Raw genomic sequence first — 16,906 nt, forward strand, 5'->3', positions numbered from 1 at the left:
GCGGCTTTCTCACGCGCGGTGAGTTGCCACAGCTCCCGCTGCGGTACAAGGGAAGAAGTCTCGGACACCCCACCATTCTACCCCGAATTCGCCCAAATGTTCGATGCCCCATCCGGGGTAACTATTCAGGTTGTTGCGAGTTTTGTTCGTAGTCAAGGGTTCCCGGTTATGGCGGTGCGGAGTGCGGTGAGGATGTGGATGTTGTTCATGCGCAGAGTGGAGATGTAGGCGCGGACGCGGAGCCAGGTGTGTGCGCCGTGTCGGGGTGCGCCAGCCGCCGGAGATTTCAGCTGGGCTTTGATCATGCACGGATCGCGTTCGGCTTGGTTGTTGGTGAACGGGACCGTCAGGTCGTAGGCGAAGCGCAGTGTGTCGCGCTGGAAGTCGTGTAAGTGCTTGAGTAGTCGGTGAGTGGTGCCCTGCTTGCGTTCCCGTTCGGGTGGGTGCAGCGGCAGGCCGACGTTGACGGCGCGGATGAACTGGGTGATCAGTGGCTTCGGAATCTTCGCGGGGATAGCGCTGCGACCGGCATCGCGGGCCTTGTGAGCGGCCTTGTTGAGCTTCTCCAGGGCAGTGATCGCGAACTGTGGCCAGCTGTGTTCGGGATGGGTTTCGCTCGCGGCGACCAGTTCGCGCAGATGGTGGGCGTTGCAGCGGGTGCGGGTGAGGCCGTAGTAGTCGTCAGGGTGCCGACCTTTCGTGGACCGCGGCACCGCGAAAGGTCGGCAGGATCCCGAACTCGCCCACCCGCTTCGCTGCCGCGCACCGGGTGGGCGGAGTACGCTGTCAGCGTGGATGTGCAGGACTCCGGTGACCGGCTGGTCGAGATCGGCAGGCCCATCATATCCGCCAGCGACAGGCTCGCCCTGGCGCTCCCGTCGCTTGCGATCAGTCCTGCCGCGCAACGACTTCGGCTTGCTGAACCGGTCCGACGACGGCGGCATCGACGAATTACCCGAATTCGCACCAAGACGACGCTTCAACTCGGCGACCTCACGCCGACCTGAATAGTTACCGTCCAGGCCAATCTTCCGAAGAGTCCAAAGTGGACCACTTGGAAACTGTAGCGAGACAAGAAACAACGCAACCGGCGGCCAGGCCAAGCAAGCGGTCCACCTCCTTCAGTCCGAAGCCATCTTTAAACCGCAACCCAACACGGCGAACCAGCAACCCCAACGCGGCGACCCAGCCACCGGAGGCGATCTGCTGTGAGCAGAACGCGACGACAACCGACCTCAGTGGAAATAGGATCCCGAGAATGACCGACACCCACGAAGTCCCCGTGACCGTGCTACCCCCACGCACCAACCCAGCCCCCGCGGTGGTCACCTGGCACATGCTCGACGCGCCCCGTAGCAACGAAGCCTTCGCGGCGGCGCTGCCGATGAACGGGTTGAACGCGTGGCGGATCCACCTCGGCCTCCCCGGGTGTGGTGCGCGGATGGGGCCGAACGGTATGGCGGACCTCATGGAGCGGGGGAAGGACGACGCCGTGCTGAGTTTCCTGGGGCCGCTGATCCACCAGGCCGCGGACGAGTTCTCGGTGGTGTTCGCGAGGCTGAAGGACGAGTTCCCGATCGCGGACGCGCCGATCGGGTTGCTGGGCGGGTCGGCCGGTGGTCTCGTGGCGCTGGAGGTGCTCGCGAGGCACGAGGTGCCCGTGGCGGCGACGGCGTTGGTGAACCCGGCGGTCCGGGCGAGAACGGTCGTGGGCCTGAGCGAGCCGGACATCGGGCCGTACCACTGGACGGAGGAAGCCGACCGGGCCGCCGACGCGCTGGACTTCCTGGCACGGGCGGAAGAACTGGCGCGGCCGATCCTGGTGGTCAGCGGTGACGAGGACTATCCCAGACTGCGGGAAGAGGCCAGTGCCCTGGTCGAGGCCGTCGACGGCAGGCTCGAAACCGTCGCGGGCCTGGCGCATCCGCTCGCTGACCAGCCGGGGATCGAACCAGCGCCGCAGCTCCCGGTGGCCAAGGCGGTGGACGACATCCTGACCGCGTGGTTCGGCGCGCGGTTGTCCACAGTGGAACGGGAATAGGCTGGGGCGCGCCGCCGGTTGTGCACGCCGTCGGCCCGTCCCCGGAGCACTGGGAAAGGAACACATGACCCCCGAAGAGCTGCTGACCACCACGCGTGCGGTGCGCAAGCGCCTCGACCTGACCCGCGAAGTGCCGCTCGAACTGGTCAAACGGGCGTTGACGATCGGGTTGCAGGCGCCGAGCGGGTCGAACCGGCAGCAGTGGCAGTGGCTGGTCGTCACCGATGCGGAGCAGCGGGCGGCGCTGAGCGAGGTGTACCGGAGGGGCTGGCGCGAGTACCTGGAGCTGCAGCCGGGGCAGCGTGCCGACGATTCGGCCACCTACCAGCGCATCCGGAGCAGCAGCGAGTACCTCGCGGAGCACATGCAGGACGTGCCGGTGCTGCTCGTGCCCTGCCTGGACACCGGGTCGGCGGAGCTGCCCGCGGGCAACCAGGCCGGGCTGTGGGCGTCGCTGCTGCCCGCGGTCTGGAACTACATGCTGGCCGCGAGGAACCTCGGGCTCGGCACGGTGTGGACGACACTGCACCTCCGCCACGAGAAGGAGGCGGCCGAGGTACTGGGGCTGCCGGACACGGTGCACCAGGGCGCGCTCGTCCCGACGGCCTACTACACCGGCACCGGGTTCAAACCGGCGGAGCGGAAGCCGGTCGACGACGTGCTGCACTTCGACCGGTGGTGAGCAGTCGCGCGTCGAGGTCGCGATCGGCCGCTCTGTTGCTGTCCGGGCGAAACGTGTTGTCGGCGGCGACGAAAGCGGGCTCGGCGGATCCGAGCCCCGCTCCGTACGCGTCGCCGACGGCGAGTTCGGGCAGCATCCGCCCAGTATGCCGAGCGGATCAGTCCAGTTCGACGGCTTCGTCGACACCGGGATCGGGTACGCCCGCGCGGTCGTCGCGGTCCGCCCAGTCGAGCAGCGGCGCCAGTGAGAACGGCGCGTCGTCGATCCCGGCGTGCAGATCGCCCAGCTCGGCGAACCGCTTCGGCACGGTCGCGATGGTGAAGTCGCGCGGCTGCACGTCGTCGATCTCGTCCCAGGCGACCGGGGTGGAGACGGTCCCCTCCGGATTGCCGCGCACCGAGTACGCGCTCGCGATCGTGTGGTCGCGGGCGTTCTGGTTGTAGTCGACGAACAGCATGGCCGGGTCCCTGTCCTTGCGCCACCAGGTGGTGGTCACGTCGTCCGGGGCGCGCCGTTCGACCTCGCGCGCGAACGCGAGCGCCGCCCTGCGCACGTCGGTGAAACCGTGCTCGGGCACGATCCGGACGTAGATGTGCAGCCCGCGCCCGCCGGAGGTCTTCGGCCAGCCGACCGCGCCCAGCTCGTCGAGCACCTCGCGGGCGACGTGCGCGACGCGCCGCACCCGGTCGAACCCGCAGTCCGGCATCGGGTCGAGGTCGATCCGCCATTCGTCGGGCACCTCGGTGTCGGCGCGGCGCGAGTTCCACGGGTGGAACTCCACTGTGGACATCTGGACCGACCACAGCACGTCGGCCAGCTTCGTGACGCACAGTTCGTCGGCGTGCCTGCCGTAGCGCGGGAAGTGCACGCGCACGGTTTCCAGCCACGGCGGCGCGCCGTGCGGGACGCGTTTCTGGTGCACCTTCTCACCGCTGATCCCGGTCGGGAAGCGGTGCATCATGCAGGGCCGCTCGCGCAGCGCGTGGACGATACCGTCGCCGACACCGAGGTAGTAGCGGGCGAGGTCCAGCTTGGTCTCGCCCCTGGCAGGGAAGTAGACCCGGTCCGGATTGGACAGTCGAACCGTGTGGTCCCCGACTTCCAGCTCCACCGAGGGTGACTTGCCCGTTGCCGACGCCATGCGAGGAATGTACCCCGGTTCAGCGCGTTCCGGCGGCCCGAAACCGCCGATCAGGGCAGCGGGGCGAAGGTCAGCCGGGGATCGGTCTGGACGTACTGGCCGAGCAGTTCGTCGATCTGGGTGCGGGTTTCCATGGTGAGGGTGACCCCGGCTGCCTTGGCGTTTTCGGTGACCTGCCACGGCGCGGAGGCACCGGTGGTCGCGGAGGCGACTTCCTGGTGCTGCAGCGTCCAGGCGATGGCGAGCTGGGCCATGGTGAGTCCGGCGTGGTCGGCGACGCCGCGCAGGAGCCCGACCCGGTCGACCAGCCCTGGGTCGAGCAGCGGGCGGATCGCCTGCCGCGCCGCCTCGGAGCCGCACGCCCGCGAACCCGCCGGGAGCGCGCCGTCGCTGTACTTGCCGGTCAGGATCCCCTGCGCCAGCGGCAACGACACGAGCTGCCCCATGCCGAGCCGCTCGCTGGCCGGGATGACCTGCGCCTCCGCGACCCGCCACAGCATCGAATAGTGCGGCTGGTTCGCGATCAGCGGCACCCGGTACTCGGCGGCGAGCGCGCCGGCCCGCATGATCTGCTCCGCGGTCCACTCGGCGGTGCCCGCGTACAGGATCTTGCCCTGGCGCACCAGATCGGACAGCGCCAGGAAGGTCTCTTCGAGCGAAGTCCGGTAGTCGAACCGCTGGAGCTGGTAGATGTCCAGGTAGTCGGTCTCCAGCCGGTCGAGCGAGGCGTGCAGCGACGTGACGAGGTGCTTGCGGCTCAGCCCGGTGTCGTTGCGGGCGGGCCCGTCCGGCCAGAACACGCCGCCGCACAGCACGAGCCCGTCGCGCCGCTGACCGCGCAACGCCTTCGCCAGCGCACGCTCGGCATCACCGTTTCCCCAGGCAGCGGCGGTGGCGAACAGGTTCACCCCGGCGTCGAGCGCGGCGTGGACGCAGGCCGTGGAGGTCTCGTCGTCGGGCGGCGCGCCGTGCGTCAGCCAGTTGCCGTAGGAGATCTCGCTGACCGTGAGTCCACTTTGGCCGATCCTGCGGTACTCCACGTGTCACCGCCCCGATCCGGTCGCGGCGGCGGTTTCGGCGATCGTGCGGTCGATCCAGCCGTCGGGGTCGGCCGCCTTGGCGGCGTAGCGCGATCGCACCGACTCGTGCGGCAGGACGAGGAACTCCTCGCGGTCGATCCCGGTCACCGCCGATTCGGCCACCTCCTCCGGCGTCAGCAGCGGTGCGGCGGCCGCGATGGCGACCGCGGCCGGGTGCCGCGCTTCGATCCCGGGGGTCAGCAGCTCGGTGCGCACGCCGAGTGGGCACAACGCGCTCACCTTCACTCCACGTGGCCGATAGGTCACCGCGAGCCATTCCGCGAGGCCGATGGCGGCGTGCTTGGAGACGGTGTACGGCGCGTCGCCGGGCGCGCTGAGCAGCCCCGCCGCGGACACCGTGAGCATCAGGTAGCCCTCCTTGCGCGCCAGCATCCCCGGCAGCGCCGCCTGCGCCGCGTAGACGTGGTGCATCACGTTGATCGACCAGGACCGCGCCCACTGGTCCTCGGCGGCGTGGATCGTGGTGCCGAAGGCGGCGCCCGCGTTGGAGCAGAACAGGTCCACCCTGCCGAACTTGTCGTGCGCGAGCCGGACCAGGTCGCGCACCTCCGGCCGCATCGTGGCGTCGGCGTGCGCCGCCACGGCCGGGCAGTCGAGCGAGGCCGCGAGCGCTTCGGCCGCGTCCGCGTCCAGATCGGACGCGATGATCCCTCTGACACCCTCGCCCGCCATCCGACGTGCCATCGCGGCCCCTATTCCGTGGGCGGCGCCGGTCAGCACCACCACGCGGTCCGTCAGTTTCATAAATGGCTCCACAGAGTTTAGGAGTACATGGGAGGACGTGGTCGAAAATATGCGATCCGAGTTTGTCAGTTCGATGAGTGTCGCGGGTTCCGGTGTGCTGATCGTGGTGCTAAATGTTCCTTCCGAAGTAGTCAAAGCCCTGGTGGTAACGGGTTTCTTCATCGACGGTAGCAGGGCTGGAGCCGGTGCGGGACCTTTGCCTTGAGTTTGTCACGAGAGTGTGGATGTGCTTTCATTACGCTTTGCCGGGCCAGGAAGTCCTTCTTTCCCGGGCTATCGAAACCAGAATGTCGGCCCACACGGAAACGAGCGGGAACCTCGTGAGGGGTTTCGGTGTCATGCCCGGACGAGAACAGGAGGAATGCGATGGAGCGAGGCAACCCCGGCCAGCGGGCCGCCGTGCTCGGGGTCGGTCCTTTCGGGACGGTGGACCCGCTCCTGGCCGCCGCGGTGTCCAGGGGAGGCGGCTTCGGGATCGTCGGCCTCACCGGTGAGGACGCGCTCGAGGCGCTGCGCCGCGTGGCGGGCGCCGGTGTCCCGTTCGGCGCGCGCGTGGGCGCGGACTGCCCGTTCGGCCCTGCGGAGCTCGACGGGGTCGAGGGACTCGCCCTCGTGGTGCTCGCCGCCGGGGCGACCTGGGACATCGGCGAGCTCGAGGTTCCCGTGCTCGTCGAGGTCACCGACCTCGACGAGGCGCGCGAAGCCGTGGTCCACGGCGCGTACGGCGTGATCGCCCGCGGCTCCGAGTCGGGCGGCGTGGTCAGCGAGCTCAGCTCGTTCGTGCTGGTGCAGCGCCTGCTCGACGGCTTGGCGGACGTGGGCGAGGTGCCCGTGTGGGTGTGCGGCGGGATCGGTCCCCGCACCGCCGCGGCCGCGGTCGCGGGCGGGGCGGCGGGGGTCGTGCTCGACGTTCAGCTCGGCCTGTTCCCCGACGCCGACGTGCCGCGGCGGCTTCGCGACCGGCTCGCCCGCGCCGACGGGTCCGAATCGGTCCTCGTCGACGGGCGCCGCGTGCTCCGCGACGACCACGGGATCCCGTGGGGCCAGGACGCGCCGCTCGCGGCCTTGTTCGCGGAGCGCTCCGAAACGGCCGAGGACGCGGTGCGCGCGATCGTCCGCACGGTCACGAGCAGGCGAGCCGTGCCGCCGCCCGCGGACCAGGGCGCGCCGCTGTGCCGGTCGACCGGCGCCCCGCTCCCGGTCGCGCAGGGGCCGATGACGCGGGTCAGCGACCAGCCCGAGTTCGCCGAGGCCGTCGCCTCGCACGGCGGGCTGCCGTTCGTCGCGGTGGCGCTCGCCGACGAGGAGCGCGCCGCGAAACTCCTCACCGACACCGCGGAACTGCTCGGCGACCGCCCGTGGGGCGCCGGGATCCTCGGGTTCGTGCCCGACGAACTCCGCGAGGCGCAGCTGCGCGCCATCCACCGGACCCGGCCGCGCGCGGTGCTCATCGCGGGCGGCAGGCCGGCGCAGGCGAAAGCGCTCGAGGCCGAGGGGATCGCCACCTACCTGCACGTGCCATCGCCCATCCTGCTGCGCCAGTTCCTCGACGCCGGAGTCAGGCGGTTCGTGTTCGAGGGCGCCGAATGCGGCGGGCACATCGGGCCGCGCACCAGTTTTTCCCTGTGGGAGTCCCAGCTCGACGTGCTGGCGAAGTTCGTCGAAGAGGGGAACTCCGCCGACGGCGTCGAGATCTTCTTCGCGGGCGGCGTGCACGACGCGCGGTCCGCAGCGATGGTGGCCGCGATGGCCGCGCCGCTCGCCGAGCGCGGCGCCGGGATCGGCGTCCTGATGGGCACCGCGTACCTGTTCACCGACGAGGCCGTCCGCCACGGCGCGATCACCGAGCTGTTCCAGCGGCAGGCCGTCGAGGCCGACCGGACGGCGACGGTGGAGACCGCGCCAGGTCACCTCACCCGGTGCCTGCACAGCCCGTTCGTGGCGGAATTCGCCGAGGTGGAAAGGAACCTCCGCGAGGAAGGCGTGCCGAAGCAGGAACGCTGGGAGCGGCTCGAACGGTTGAACACCGGCAGGCTGCGGATCGCCAGCAAGGGCGTGCGGCGCGACGGCGACGAGCTGGTGGCCGTCGACGCGGACGGCCAGCTCACCGACGGGATGTACATGGCGGGGCAGGTCGCCGTGCTGCGCGGGGCCACCACGGACATCGCGACGTTGCACCGCGCGGTCGTCGAGGACGCCGCCCGCCTGCTGAGCGCGGGAGAACCCGCGCGCGCCGAGCCCGCGGCCGCGACGGTCGACGTCGCCGTGATCGGGATGGCGGGGGTATTCCCCGGCGCGCCTGACCTGTCCGCGTTCTGGTCGAACGTGCTGCGCGGCGTCGACTCGGTGACCGAGGTGCCCCCGGAGCGCTGGGACGCCGCCACCTACTACCGCGAGGACGGCGCGCCGGGGAGCACGCCGTCCAAGTGGGGCGGCTTCCTGCCGGACATCCCGTTCGACCCGGTGTCGTTCGGGATCCCGCCGACGTCGATGGGCAGCATCGACCCGGCGCAGCTGCTGTCGCTGGAAATCGCCAGGCGCGCGCTCGCCGACGCGGGCGCGGTGGCCGACCGGGAGCGCACCGGCGTGGTGTTCGGCGCCGAAGCGGGAGGGGACCTGCACAACGCGGGCGTGTTGCGCGCGTTGCTGCCCGGCTATCTCGAAGACCTTCCCGCGGAACTGGCCGAACTGCTGCCGACGTTCACCGAGGACACCTTCCCCGGCACGCTCGCGAACGTGATCTCGGGCCGGGTGGCGAACCGGCTCGACCTCGGCGGCCCGAACTACACCGTCGACGCGGCGTGCGGCTCGTCGCTCGCGGCGCTCGACCTGGCGTGCAAGGAACTCGCGGGCGGCGGCAGCGATCTCATGCTGTGCGGCGCGGTCGACCTGCACAACGGCGTGCACGACTACCTGATGTTCGCCTCGGCGGGCGCGTTGTCGCCGACCGGCCGCTGCCGCCCGTTCGACCGTGCCGCCGACGGGATCGCGCTCGGCGAAGGGGTCGCGTGCGTCGTGCTCAAGCGGCTCGCCGACGCCGAACGCGACGGCGACCGGATCTACGCGGTCGTCAAGGGCGTCGGCGCGGGCAGCGACGGCAAGGCGTTCGGGCTGACCGCGCCGCGGCCGGAGGGCCAGCGGCGCGCGCTGGAACGGGCCTACCGCAACGCCGGGATCTCGCCGTCGAAGGTGGGACTCGTCGAGGCGCACGGCACCGGCACGGTCGTCGGCGACGGCACCGAGCTGAGCACGCTGACCGAGTTCTTCGCCGAGGCCGGTGCCGCGCCAGGCGGTTGCGCGATCGGATCGGTGAAGGGCCAGATCGGGCACACGAAGTGCGCCGCGGGCCTCGCCGGGCTGATCAAGGCGGCGCTGTCGCTGTGGACCGGCGTGGTGCCCCCGACCGCGCAGCTGCGCGACCCGCACACCGTGTGGGAGGAGGGACGCAGCCCGTTCTCGTTCACCACCCGCGCCAGGCCGTGGCTGCGCCCGCGGCAGGACAGGGTGGCGGGTGTGAGCGCCTTCGGCTTCGGGGGCACCAACTTCCACGCCGTGCTCGCCGCCGGTCCGTCCACATCGGACAGCCGCCACCGGCTGCGCGACTGGGACGCCGAGCTGTTCGTGCTGCGCGGTGACGACGCGGCAGACCGGCTGGTGGAACTCGCCGGATCCGCCCCCGCGGAGCTGCCGCTGTCCACAGTGGCCTCGACGGTGACCGGGACAGGGCCCGTGCGGTACGCGATCGTCGCGAGCGACCGCGCCGAACTGCTCGACGCCCTCGCCGAGATCTCGTCCGGTGCCGCCTCGGGCAAGCACTGGTTCGCCGCCGATGAGCGCGACCCCGGCGAGGTGGCGTTCCTGTTCCCCGGCCAGGGCAGCCAGCGCACCGGCATGCTCGCCGAGTTGTTCACCTCCTTCGGCGAGCTCCGCGGCCTCCTCGACCTCGACCAGGAAACGGCGTCGCGCATCTTCCCGCCGCGGGCGTTCGACGCCGCCGCGACCACCGCGCAGGACGACGCGCTGCGCGACACCCGCGTCGCGCAGCCCGCACTGGGGATGGCGGGGATCGCGATGGCGCGCGTTCTCGACCGGCTCGGCGTCCGGCCCGGCATGCTCGGCGGGCACAGCTACGGCGAGCTGGCCGCGCTGTCGGTGGCCGGTGCCTTCGACGCGCCGACCCTGCTGCGGCTGAGCGAACGCCGCGCGGCGGCCGTGATGAACGCGGTGCACGGCGACCCCGGCGCGATGGCGGCGGTGCGGACGACCCCGGCGGCGCTCGCCGAGGTGCTCGGCGAGCCGATGGACGTCGTCGTCGCGAACCACAACGCACCGGACCAGGTGGTGCTCTCCGGCGGGACCGACGCGATCGAACTCGCGGTGAAGTCGTTGAAGGCGCACGGGATCGGGGCGAAGCGCATCCCGGTCGCCTGCGCGTTCCACAGCCCGCTCGTCGCGGGCGCGGCGGACGAGTTCGACGCGGTGCTCGCGGGCGAGCGCGTGCGCGACCCGAGGCTCCCGGTGTGGGCGAACCGCACGGCGCGCCGGTACGAGCGGGGCGCGGTGCGTGCCGAGCTGACCGGGCAGCTCGGCTCGCCGGTCCGGTTCGCCGAGCAGATCGAGGACATGTACGCCGAGGGTGCGCGCACGTTCCTCGAAGTCGGGCCGGGCAGGGTGCTGACCGGGCTGGTGTCCTCGATCCTCGGCGACCGCCCGCACACCGCGATCGCGACCGATCCCGGTGCCGCGCCCGGTCTCCGCGGTTTCCTGACCGCGCTGGCGAAACTCGCCGTCGCCGGTGTCGAGGTCGACACCGAGTGGCTCTTCAGGGGCAGGGTGGCGAACCGGGCCCCGGTCGCGCGGCGTCCGGAATGGACGGTGAATGGCCAGTTGGTGCGGCGGGGGAGGACCACGCCGCCTGGCGGGCTGCGGCCCGCCGAACGGATCAGGAGGTCGGCGATGGCCGAGAGCACGCGCCCCGGTGAACCCGACAGCGCGGTACTCGAATTCCTGCGCGGCAACCGCGAGGTCGTGGCCGCGCAGCGGGACGTCCTGCTGGCCTACTTCGGCGGGGCGCGCCAAGCCGAACCGGTGACGCCGGTCGCCGTGCCGCCCGTGGTGGTTCCCGCCACCGTGGTGGTCGAAGCGCCCGTGGAGGTGACCGCGCCGATACAGTCCACAGTGGACGTAAGTGATCTGCTCGGCACGGTGGTCGGGGTGATCGCCGAGCGCACCGGATATCCCGGTGAAATGATCGACGGCGATCTCGACCTCGAAGCCGATCTGTCCATCGACTCCATCAAGCGCACCGAGATCGCCGGGATGCTGCTGGCGAAACTGGGGCTTCGCGAACGGATCGACGACGCCGAGCAGGACGAGCTGAGCCGCAAGCGCACCGCGGGCGCGCTCGCGGACTGGCTTTCCGAGCACGTCGGTGCCGACGCCGCGAATGTGGCCGCCGAGCCGGACGAGGCGGAACCCGCCGCGACCGGGATCGCGCCGGGCCGGTTCGTGCTCCGCGCGGCCCCGTCCCCCTCGGCGCCGTCGGGTGAGCTGGCCGGGCGGCGCGTGCTCGTGCTGCACGAGCCGGAGCAGTCGGCGCTCGCGGTCCGGGTCAGCGCCGAACTGGCGGCGCGCGGCGCGCACGCGGTGGTCGACCCGAGAGCGGAGGCGGACGCGCTGATCTGCCTGAGCACGCTGACCGGCACCGAAGAGCCCGCCGCGCCGAGGCTGTTCCTGGTGCTGCGCGACCTGATCGGCGCCGGGATGGACGGGCTGGTCGTGGCCGCGCCGCTCGACCGCGGGCCGCGGACGGCAGGACTGCGCGGCCTGCTCAGGTCGGTCGCGCGAGAGCACCCGGAACGCCCGGTGCGGCTGGTCGAACTGGACCACGAGGCACCGTCGGCCGCGAGCACGCTGGTCGCCGAGCTGCTCGACCGGACGCCGGTGCCGGTGGCGAGACACACCGGTGAGGGCAGGGCCGCGTTCGAACTCCTCGCGGAGGACCTGCCGTCGGTCGCGAGGGCCGGTGCGGGCCCGGCCGGCCCCGGCGCCGCGGAAGCCGCGGCGATCGGGCTCGACCGCGATTCGGTGGTGCTGCTGATCGGCGGCGCCAGGGGCATCACCGCGCGGTTCGCCGGGACGCTCGCGCTCGCGGCGGGCTGCCGGATCGAGCTGGCCGGGCGCACCGCGTTCACCGGTGAGCCGGAGGACCCCGCGCTGCGCGGTCTCGCCGACGCGCCCGCGCTGCGCCGCGCGCTCGCCGATGGCGGCGAGCCGCTGTCCGAAGTGGAACGCCAGGTGCGCGCGGTGCTGGCGGGCCGCGAGATCGCGAACACCATGGACGGGATCCGGCGCGCCGGTGGCGAACCGCGGTACCACCGGATCGACGTCCGCGACGGTGCCGCGGTGCGCCACCTCGTCGAGGAGGTGCACGCCAGGCACGGCAGGCTCGACGGGATCGTGCACGCCGCGGGCGTCATCGACGACAAGCTGATGTCCGAAAAGGACGGACAGTCGTTCCGCACCGTGTTCGGCACCAAGGTGGACGGCGCGGTCGCACTGCTCGACGCGGTGACGAGGCTGCCGGAACCGCCGAAGTTCGTCACGTTCTTCGGCAGCATCGCCGCGGTGCTCGGCAACAGGGGACAGACCGACTACGCCGCGGCGAACGACGCACTGGACGTGTTCGGCTCGCAGTGGGCGGAGCGGACCGGGAACAGGGCGCTCACCGTCCACTGGGGACCGTGGGCCCCGTCGGCAGGCGGCATGGTGTCCGAGGAGCTGGCCCGCGAGTACGCCCGACGGGACGTCAAGCTGATCGACCCCGACGAAGGCGCCGCCTGCCTGCTCGCCGAACTCGCCTACGGCGGGCCGTCGAGCACGTCGGTGGTGTACACGGCGTCGCCGTGGTGAGCGCGCGGGAGCCGGTCGCGATCGTCGGCATGGCCGTGTGGCTGCCCGGCGCGCCCGACCTGGACAGCTACCGGCGCAACCTGTTCTCCGGGGTGGACGCCATCGCCGACGTGCCGGAATCGTTGAAGCTGTCGGGTTTCCACGACTCCGGCCACGCCGCGTCGGAGCGCGCCGACCCCGCGCGGACGTACTGCCACCGCGGCGGGTTCCTCGACCGCCCGCTGACCGTGGACTCGACCGCGTTCGGGGTCATGCCCAGCTCGGTGCCGGGGATGGAGCCGGACCAGCTCGTCGCGCTCAAGGTCGCCGCGGACGCGGTCGAGGACGCGGGCGGGCGCACGGCGCTCGGTGACACCGCGAAGACGGCGGTGATCCTCGGCAGGGGCGCGTACCTCACGCCGGCGCTGATGCGGTTCGAGCAGCGCGTCCGCGGTGTCGGGCAGATCCTGCGCACGATCGGCGAGGTGCTGCCCTCGGTCACCGGCTCCGAGCTGGACCGCCTGCGCGCGGCGCTGCTGGAACCGCTCGGGGCCGCCGATCCCGAGGCGTCGATCGGGCTCGTGCCGAACCTCGCCGCGTCCAGGGTCGCCAACCGGCTCGACCTCGGCGGGCCCGCGTACACAGTGGACGCGGCGTGCGCGTCGTCGTTGATCGCGGTCGACCACGCGATGACGGAGCTGGCGGGCGGCAGGTGCGACGCCGTGCTCGCGGGCGGGGTCCACCACTGCCACGACGAAACGCTGTGGTCGTTGTTCACGCAGCTTCGCGCGTTGTCGCCGAGCGAGCGCATCAGCCCGTTGTCCCAGCACGCCGACGGGCTCCTGATCGGAGAGGGCACCGGCGTCGTCGTGCTGAAGCGCCTCGCCGACGCCCAGCGCGACGGCGACCGGATCTACGCGGTGGTGCGCGGCACCGGCACATCGAGCGACGGGCGCGCGGCCAGCCTGTTCAACCCGGACACCCGGGGCCAGGAGCTGGCGCTGCGCCGGGCTTGGGCGGAGGCCGGGCTCGATCCGCTCGCCCCGCACGCGCTCGGCCTGCTCGAAGCGCACGGCACCGCGACGCCGGCCGGTGACGCGGCCGAGCTCGACACCATCGGCAGGGTGTTCGGCCCGCGCTCCGGTGCGGACGCCGCGGTGGTCGGCTCCGTGAAGTCGATGATCGGGCACACCATGCCCGCCGCCGGGGTCGCCGGGCTGGTGAAGGCCGCGCTCGCGCTGCACCACACGACGCTGCCGCCGACGCTGCACTGCGAGGAGCCGAACCCGCTGCTGGCGGAAACCGCGTTCACCGCGATCGGCACCGCACGGGAGTGGGATGCGCCGCCGGACGGAACTCCGCGCCGCGCCGCGGTCAACGCGTTCGGGTTCGGCGGTATCAACGCGCACACGATCCTGGAGGAGCACTCGCGGCCGTCGCGCGCGCCCGCCGCCGTTCGAGAGCCGGAGCGCACGGTCAGGCTCGGCGCCGCGACACCGGGCGAACTCGGCACGCTGCTCGACCGTCCCGGCGGCGCGTTGCGCGCCGAGGCGCCCGCAGCCGTTGGCGCCTGCCGTCTGTCCGTTGTGGACCCGACGGACCGCAAGCTCGAACTGGCGCGCCGGATCGTGGCGAAGGGCGAGCCGTGGCGGGGGCGCAACGACGTGTGGTTCGCCCCCGACCCGCTGTTGCTCGCCGAGCCGTCGGCGAAGACCGCGTTCGTGTTTCCGGGTATCGAAGCCGAGTTCGTGTCCCGGTGTGCCGACGTCGCCGCCCATTTCGGGCTGACGCCACCGCCCGCGGTACGGCCAGGGTCCCTGCTGTCGCATGTGGATGGTCTGTACGCCGTTGGCGGGACGCTGGACTTCGCGCTGCGGCGGCTCGGGATCGTCCCGGACGGGTTCGCCGGGCACAGCGTCGGCGAATGGACCGCGATGACGGCGGCGGGCATGTACCGGATCGACGAGGCGAAGGCCCTGTACTCGCGGTACCTCCCCGGTGGGTTCGAACCACCGGAAGCCGATTTCGTCGTGCTCGGCTGCCCCGCCGCCGAAGCGGAACGCCGGGTCGCGGACGAGCCGGGCCTGGTGGTGTCCCACGACAACGCGCCGAGGCAGTCGATCGCGTGCGGCCCGCCGGACGCCGTCGCACGGCTCGCCGAGCGGTGCCGCGCCGACGGCGTGGTCGCGCGGATCCTGCCGTTCCGGTCCGGGTTCCACACGCCGTTGCTGCGGCCCCTGCTCTCCTCGTTCGAGGAGCTGATCACCGGGCTCGCGCTGAAGCCGCCGTCGGTGCCGATCTGGTCGGCGACCACCGCCGATCGCTACCCAGACGACCTCGACCGGGTCCGCGCGCTCTACCTCGAACACCTAGTCGCGCCGGTGCGGTTCCGCGAGCTGGTCGAATCGATGTACGCCGACGGGTTCCGGGTCTTCCTCCAGGCAGGCCCCGGCCAGCTCGGATCGTTCGTCGCGGACACCCTCGACGGGCGTGCGCACCTGATGGTCAGCGCGGACGTCCCCGGCCGTGACGGCATGGCGCAGCTGCGCCGCGTGGCCGCGGCACTGTGGACCGACGGCGGCACGCCCCGGTTCGAAGCGCTCGAAACGACCAGGAGCGGTGCCACCACCACGATCGACACGTTCGCCGTGCCGATGTCGGTCACCGCGGCCGCTCGGGGCCTGCTCGACCACCCCCACGACCCGGAGCTGCCCGCGCTGCCGCCCGGCACCGCGGCGGAGGTGGTCACCGAGTTCACCGCGCTGCTGGCCGAAACCCGCCGCGCCGCCGCGTCCGTCGTGGCGGCGGCGAACGGGGCCGCGGCGGAAGTGCTGCTCGATGTCTCCCTCGACACCATGCCGTACCTGCGCGACCACCGGTTCTTCCGGCAGCGCGCGGACTGGCCGGACGAAGAGGACCACCGCCCGGTGGTCCCCGCGACCGCGCTGATCGACCTCGCCGTCGGCGAGGTGGTGCGCCGGTGGCCGGACGAGGTCGCGGTCGCGGTGCACCACGCCGTCTTCACGCGCTGGCTCGTGGCCGCGCCCGCCCAGCGCGTGCCGTTGCGGATGCGGCGCGAAGGCGACCGGGTACGGGTCGAAATCGGCGAATACGCGTCCATGACGGTTGAACTCGGCCGTTCGTACCCGGTCCCGCCGGAGCCGCGCACCGTCGACGCTCCGGAGCGGACGCCGCCGACGAACGCGGTGGAAACCTACGAGCGGCGGCACATGTTCCACGGACCCGGTTACCAGGGCCTGTCGGCACTGCACGCGCTCGGCGCCCGGCACATCCGCGGCGAGCTGATGGTGCCGCCCGCGCCGGGTGGGCTGCTGGACAGCCTCGGCCAGCTGCTCGGCTGCTGGCTGATGGCGTCCGAATCGGACGGTCTGCTCGCGTTTCCCCGCAGTGCCAAGGAAGTCAGGTTCCACGGGCCGCACCCCGCCGTCGGCGAACGGCTCGACTGCCTCGTCGAGGTCACCGAGGTCACCGAGGACCGGCTCGCGATGTCCGCCCAGCTCGTCCACAGAGGACGGATATGGGCCTCGGTCGAGGCGTGGCGCGACGTCCGGTTCACCTGTGACCACCGCGCGCACCGGGTGTACGCCTTCCCCGACCGCAACCTGCTGTCCACACCGGACCGGCACGGCTGGATGGTGCTGCGGGCGGCGTGGCGCACGGCGGCGGCCCGAGACCTCTACGCCGGGATATACCTCGGATCCGGCGAGCGCGCGGACTACGACCGCTGCCCGCCGCCCCAGCGGCAGCGGTGGCTGACCGACCGGATCGCGGTGAAGGACGCCGTACGCGCGTTTCTCGCCGAGCGCGGCACTGCGGGGATCTACCCGGCGGAGGTCGTCGTGACGGTGACCGATGGCGTCGCCGTGGCACGCGGGTGGCACGGGGCGGCGGTGCCCGAAGTGACGGTCGACCTCGACCGCGACGGGGACACCGTGCGGGCGAGGGCTGGGGATCGGACAGGCGCCAGTAAGACGGACTACGAACGTGGAGCACGACTATGAACACCGATACCGCGGTCTTCTCGAAGGTCACCGAACTGCTCGGCGAGATGGTCGGCGGCGCCGACCTGCTCGGCATCGAGATCAGCAGCAGCACCACGTTCCACGAGGACCTCGGGCTGGAGAGCATCGACCTGGTGACCTTCGCGGGTATCCTCGCCGACCACTTCGGCGCCGAGGTCAACCTGGCCGAGTTCCTCGCGGAGAAGGAACTCGACGAGGTGATCGGCCTCCGTGTCGGCGACATCGCAGGCTACGTCGAGTCGAAGGTCCGCTGAGCGGTGGAGA

9 protein-coding genes are annotated in these 16,906 nt (G+C 71.8%); 5 read left to right on the forward strand and 4 right to left on the reverse strand.

Annotation, left to right across the window (positions count from 1 at the left end; genetic code table 11):
• Window positions 1–152 precede the first annotated feature (152 nt).
• Window positions 153–713, reverse strand: a complete 561-nt coding sequence (locus ABD256_RS34320) for an IS66 family transposase (RefSeq protein WP_344428904.1) — start codon at window positions 711–713, stop codon at window positions 153–155.
• Window positions 714–1,258: 545 nt separating this feature from the next.
• Between ABD256_RS34320 and ABD256_RS34330 the strand changes: the two genes are divergently transcribed.
• Together ABD256_RS34330 and ABD256_RS34335 are read left to right on the forward strand one after the other, a co-directional pair.
• The gene (locus ABD256_RS34330; RefSeq protein WP_344428777.1) at window positions 1,259–2,041 is read left to right on the forward strand and encodes an alpha/beta fold hydrolase; all 783 of its coding nucleotides are present in this window, start codon (window positions 1,259–1,261) and stop codon (window positions 2,039–2,041) included.
• A gap of 64 nt (window positions 2,042–2,105) precedes the next feature.
• Entirely contained in the window at window positions 2,106–2,723 is a 618-nt protein-coding gene (locus tag ABD256_RS34335; RefSeq protein ID WP_344428779.1) for a nitroreductase family protein, read from the forward strand.
• Window positions 2,724–2,880: 157 nt separating this feature from the next.
• On the opposite strand, the gene ligD is transcribed toward ABD256_RS34335, so the two are convergent.
• From ligD to ABD256_RS34350, 3 genes are read right to left on the reverse strand one after another with little or no spacing between them, the layout of a single operon-like run.
• Window positions 2,881–3,864 carry a non-homologous end-joining DNA ligase gene (ligD, locus tag ABD256_RS34340; RefSeq protein WP_344428781.1) on the reverse strand — a complete coding sequence of 328 codons (984 nt, stop codon included), beginning with the start codon at window positions 3,862–3,864 and terminating at the stop codon, window positions 2,881–2,883.
• 50 nt (window positions 3,865–3,914) lie between these two features.
• Entirely contained in the window at window positions 3,915–4,904 is a 990-nt protein-coding gene (locus ABD256_RS34345; protein WP_344428783.1) for an aldo/keto reductase, read from the reverse strand.
• 3 nt (window positions 4,905–4,907) lie between these two features.
• Window positions 4,908–5,708 carry an SDR family oxidoreductase gene (locus tag ABD256_RS34350; protein ID WP_344428785.1) on the reverse strand — a complete coding sequence of 267 codons (801 nt, stop codon included), beginning with the start codon at window positions 5,706–5,708 and terminating at the stop codon, window positions 4,908–4,910.
• A 366-nt stretch (window positions 5,709–6,074) separates the two neighbouring features.
• Here ABD256_RS34350 and ABD256_RS34355 point away from each other — a divergent pair, with 366 nt between their 5' ends.
• The 3 genes from ABD256_RS34355 to ABD256_RS34365 are packed head-to-tail and all read left to right on the forward strand — an operon-like array spanning window position 6,075 to window position 16,896.
• Window positions 6,075–12,620 (forward strand): SDR family oxidoreductase, encoded by a 6,546-nt coding sequence (locus tag ABD256_RS34355; RefSeq protein ID WP_344428787.1) that lies wholly within the window; start codon window positions 6,075–6,077, stop codon window positions 12,618–12,620.
• Window positions 12,614–16,621: a beta-ketoacyl synthase N-terminal-like domain-containing protein gene (locus ABD256_RS34360; protein WP_344428789.1), complete on the forward strand. Its 4,008-nt coding sequence runs from the start codon at window positions 12,614–12,616 to the stop codon at window positions 16,619–16,621. Before ABD256_RS34355 ends, ABD256_RS34360 begins: the two co-directional genes overlap by 7 nt.
• Window positions 16,618–16,896: a phosphopantetheine-binding protein gene (locus tag ABD256_RS34365; RefSeq protein ID WP_344428791.1), complete on the forward strand. Its 279-nt coding sequence runs from the start codon at window positions 16,618–16,620 to the stop codon at window positions 16,894–16,896. Before ABD256_RS34360 ends, ABD256_RS34365 begins: the two co-directional genes overlap by 4 nt.
• The last annotated feature ends 10 nt before the right edge of the window (window positions 16,897–16,906 follow it).

Origin of the sequence: Amycolatopsis minnesotensis, assembly GCF_039529815.1 — a bacterium.
In the GTDB taxonomy this organism is placed as follows: Bacteria; Actinomycetota; Actinomycetes; order Mycobacteriales; family Pseudonocardiaceae; genus Amycolatopsis; species Amycolatopsis minnesotensis.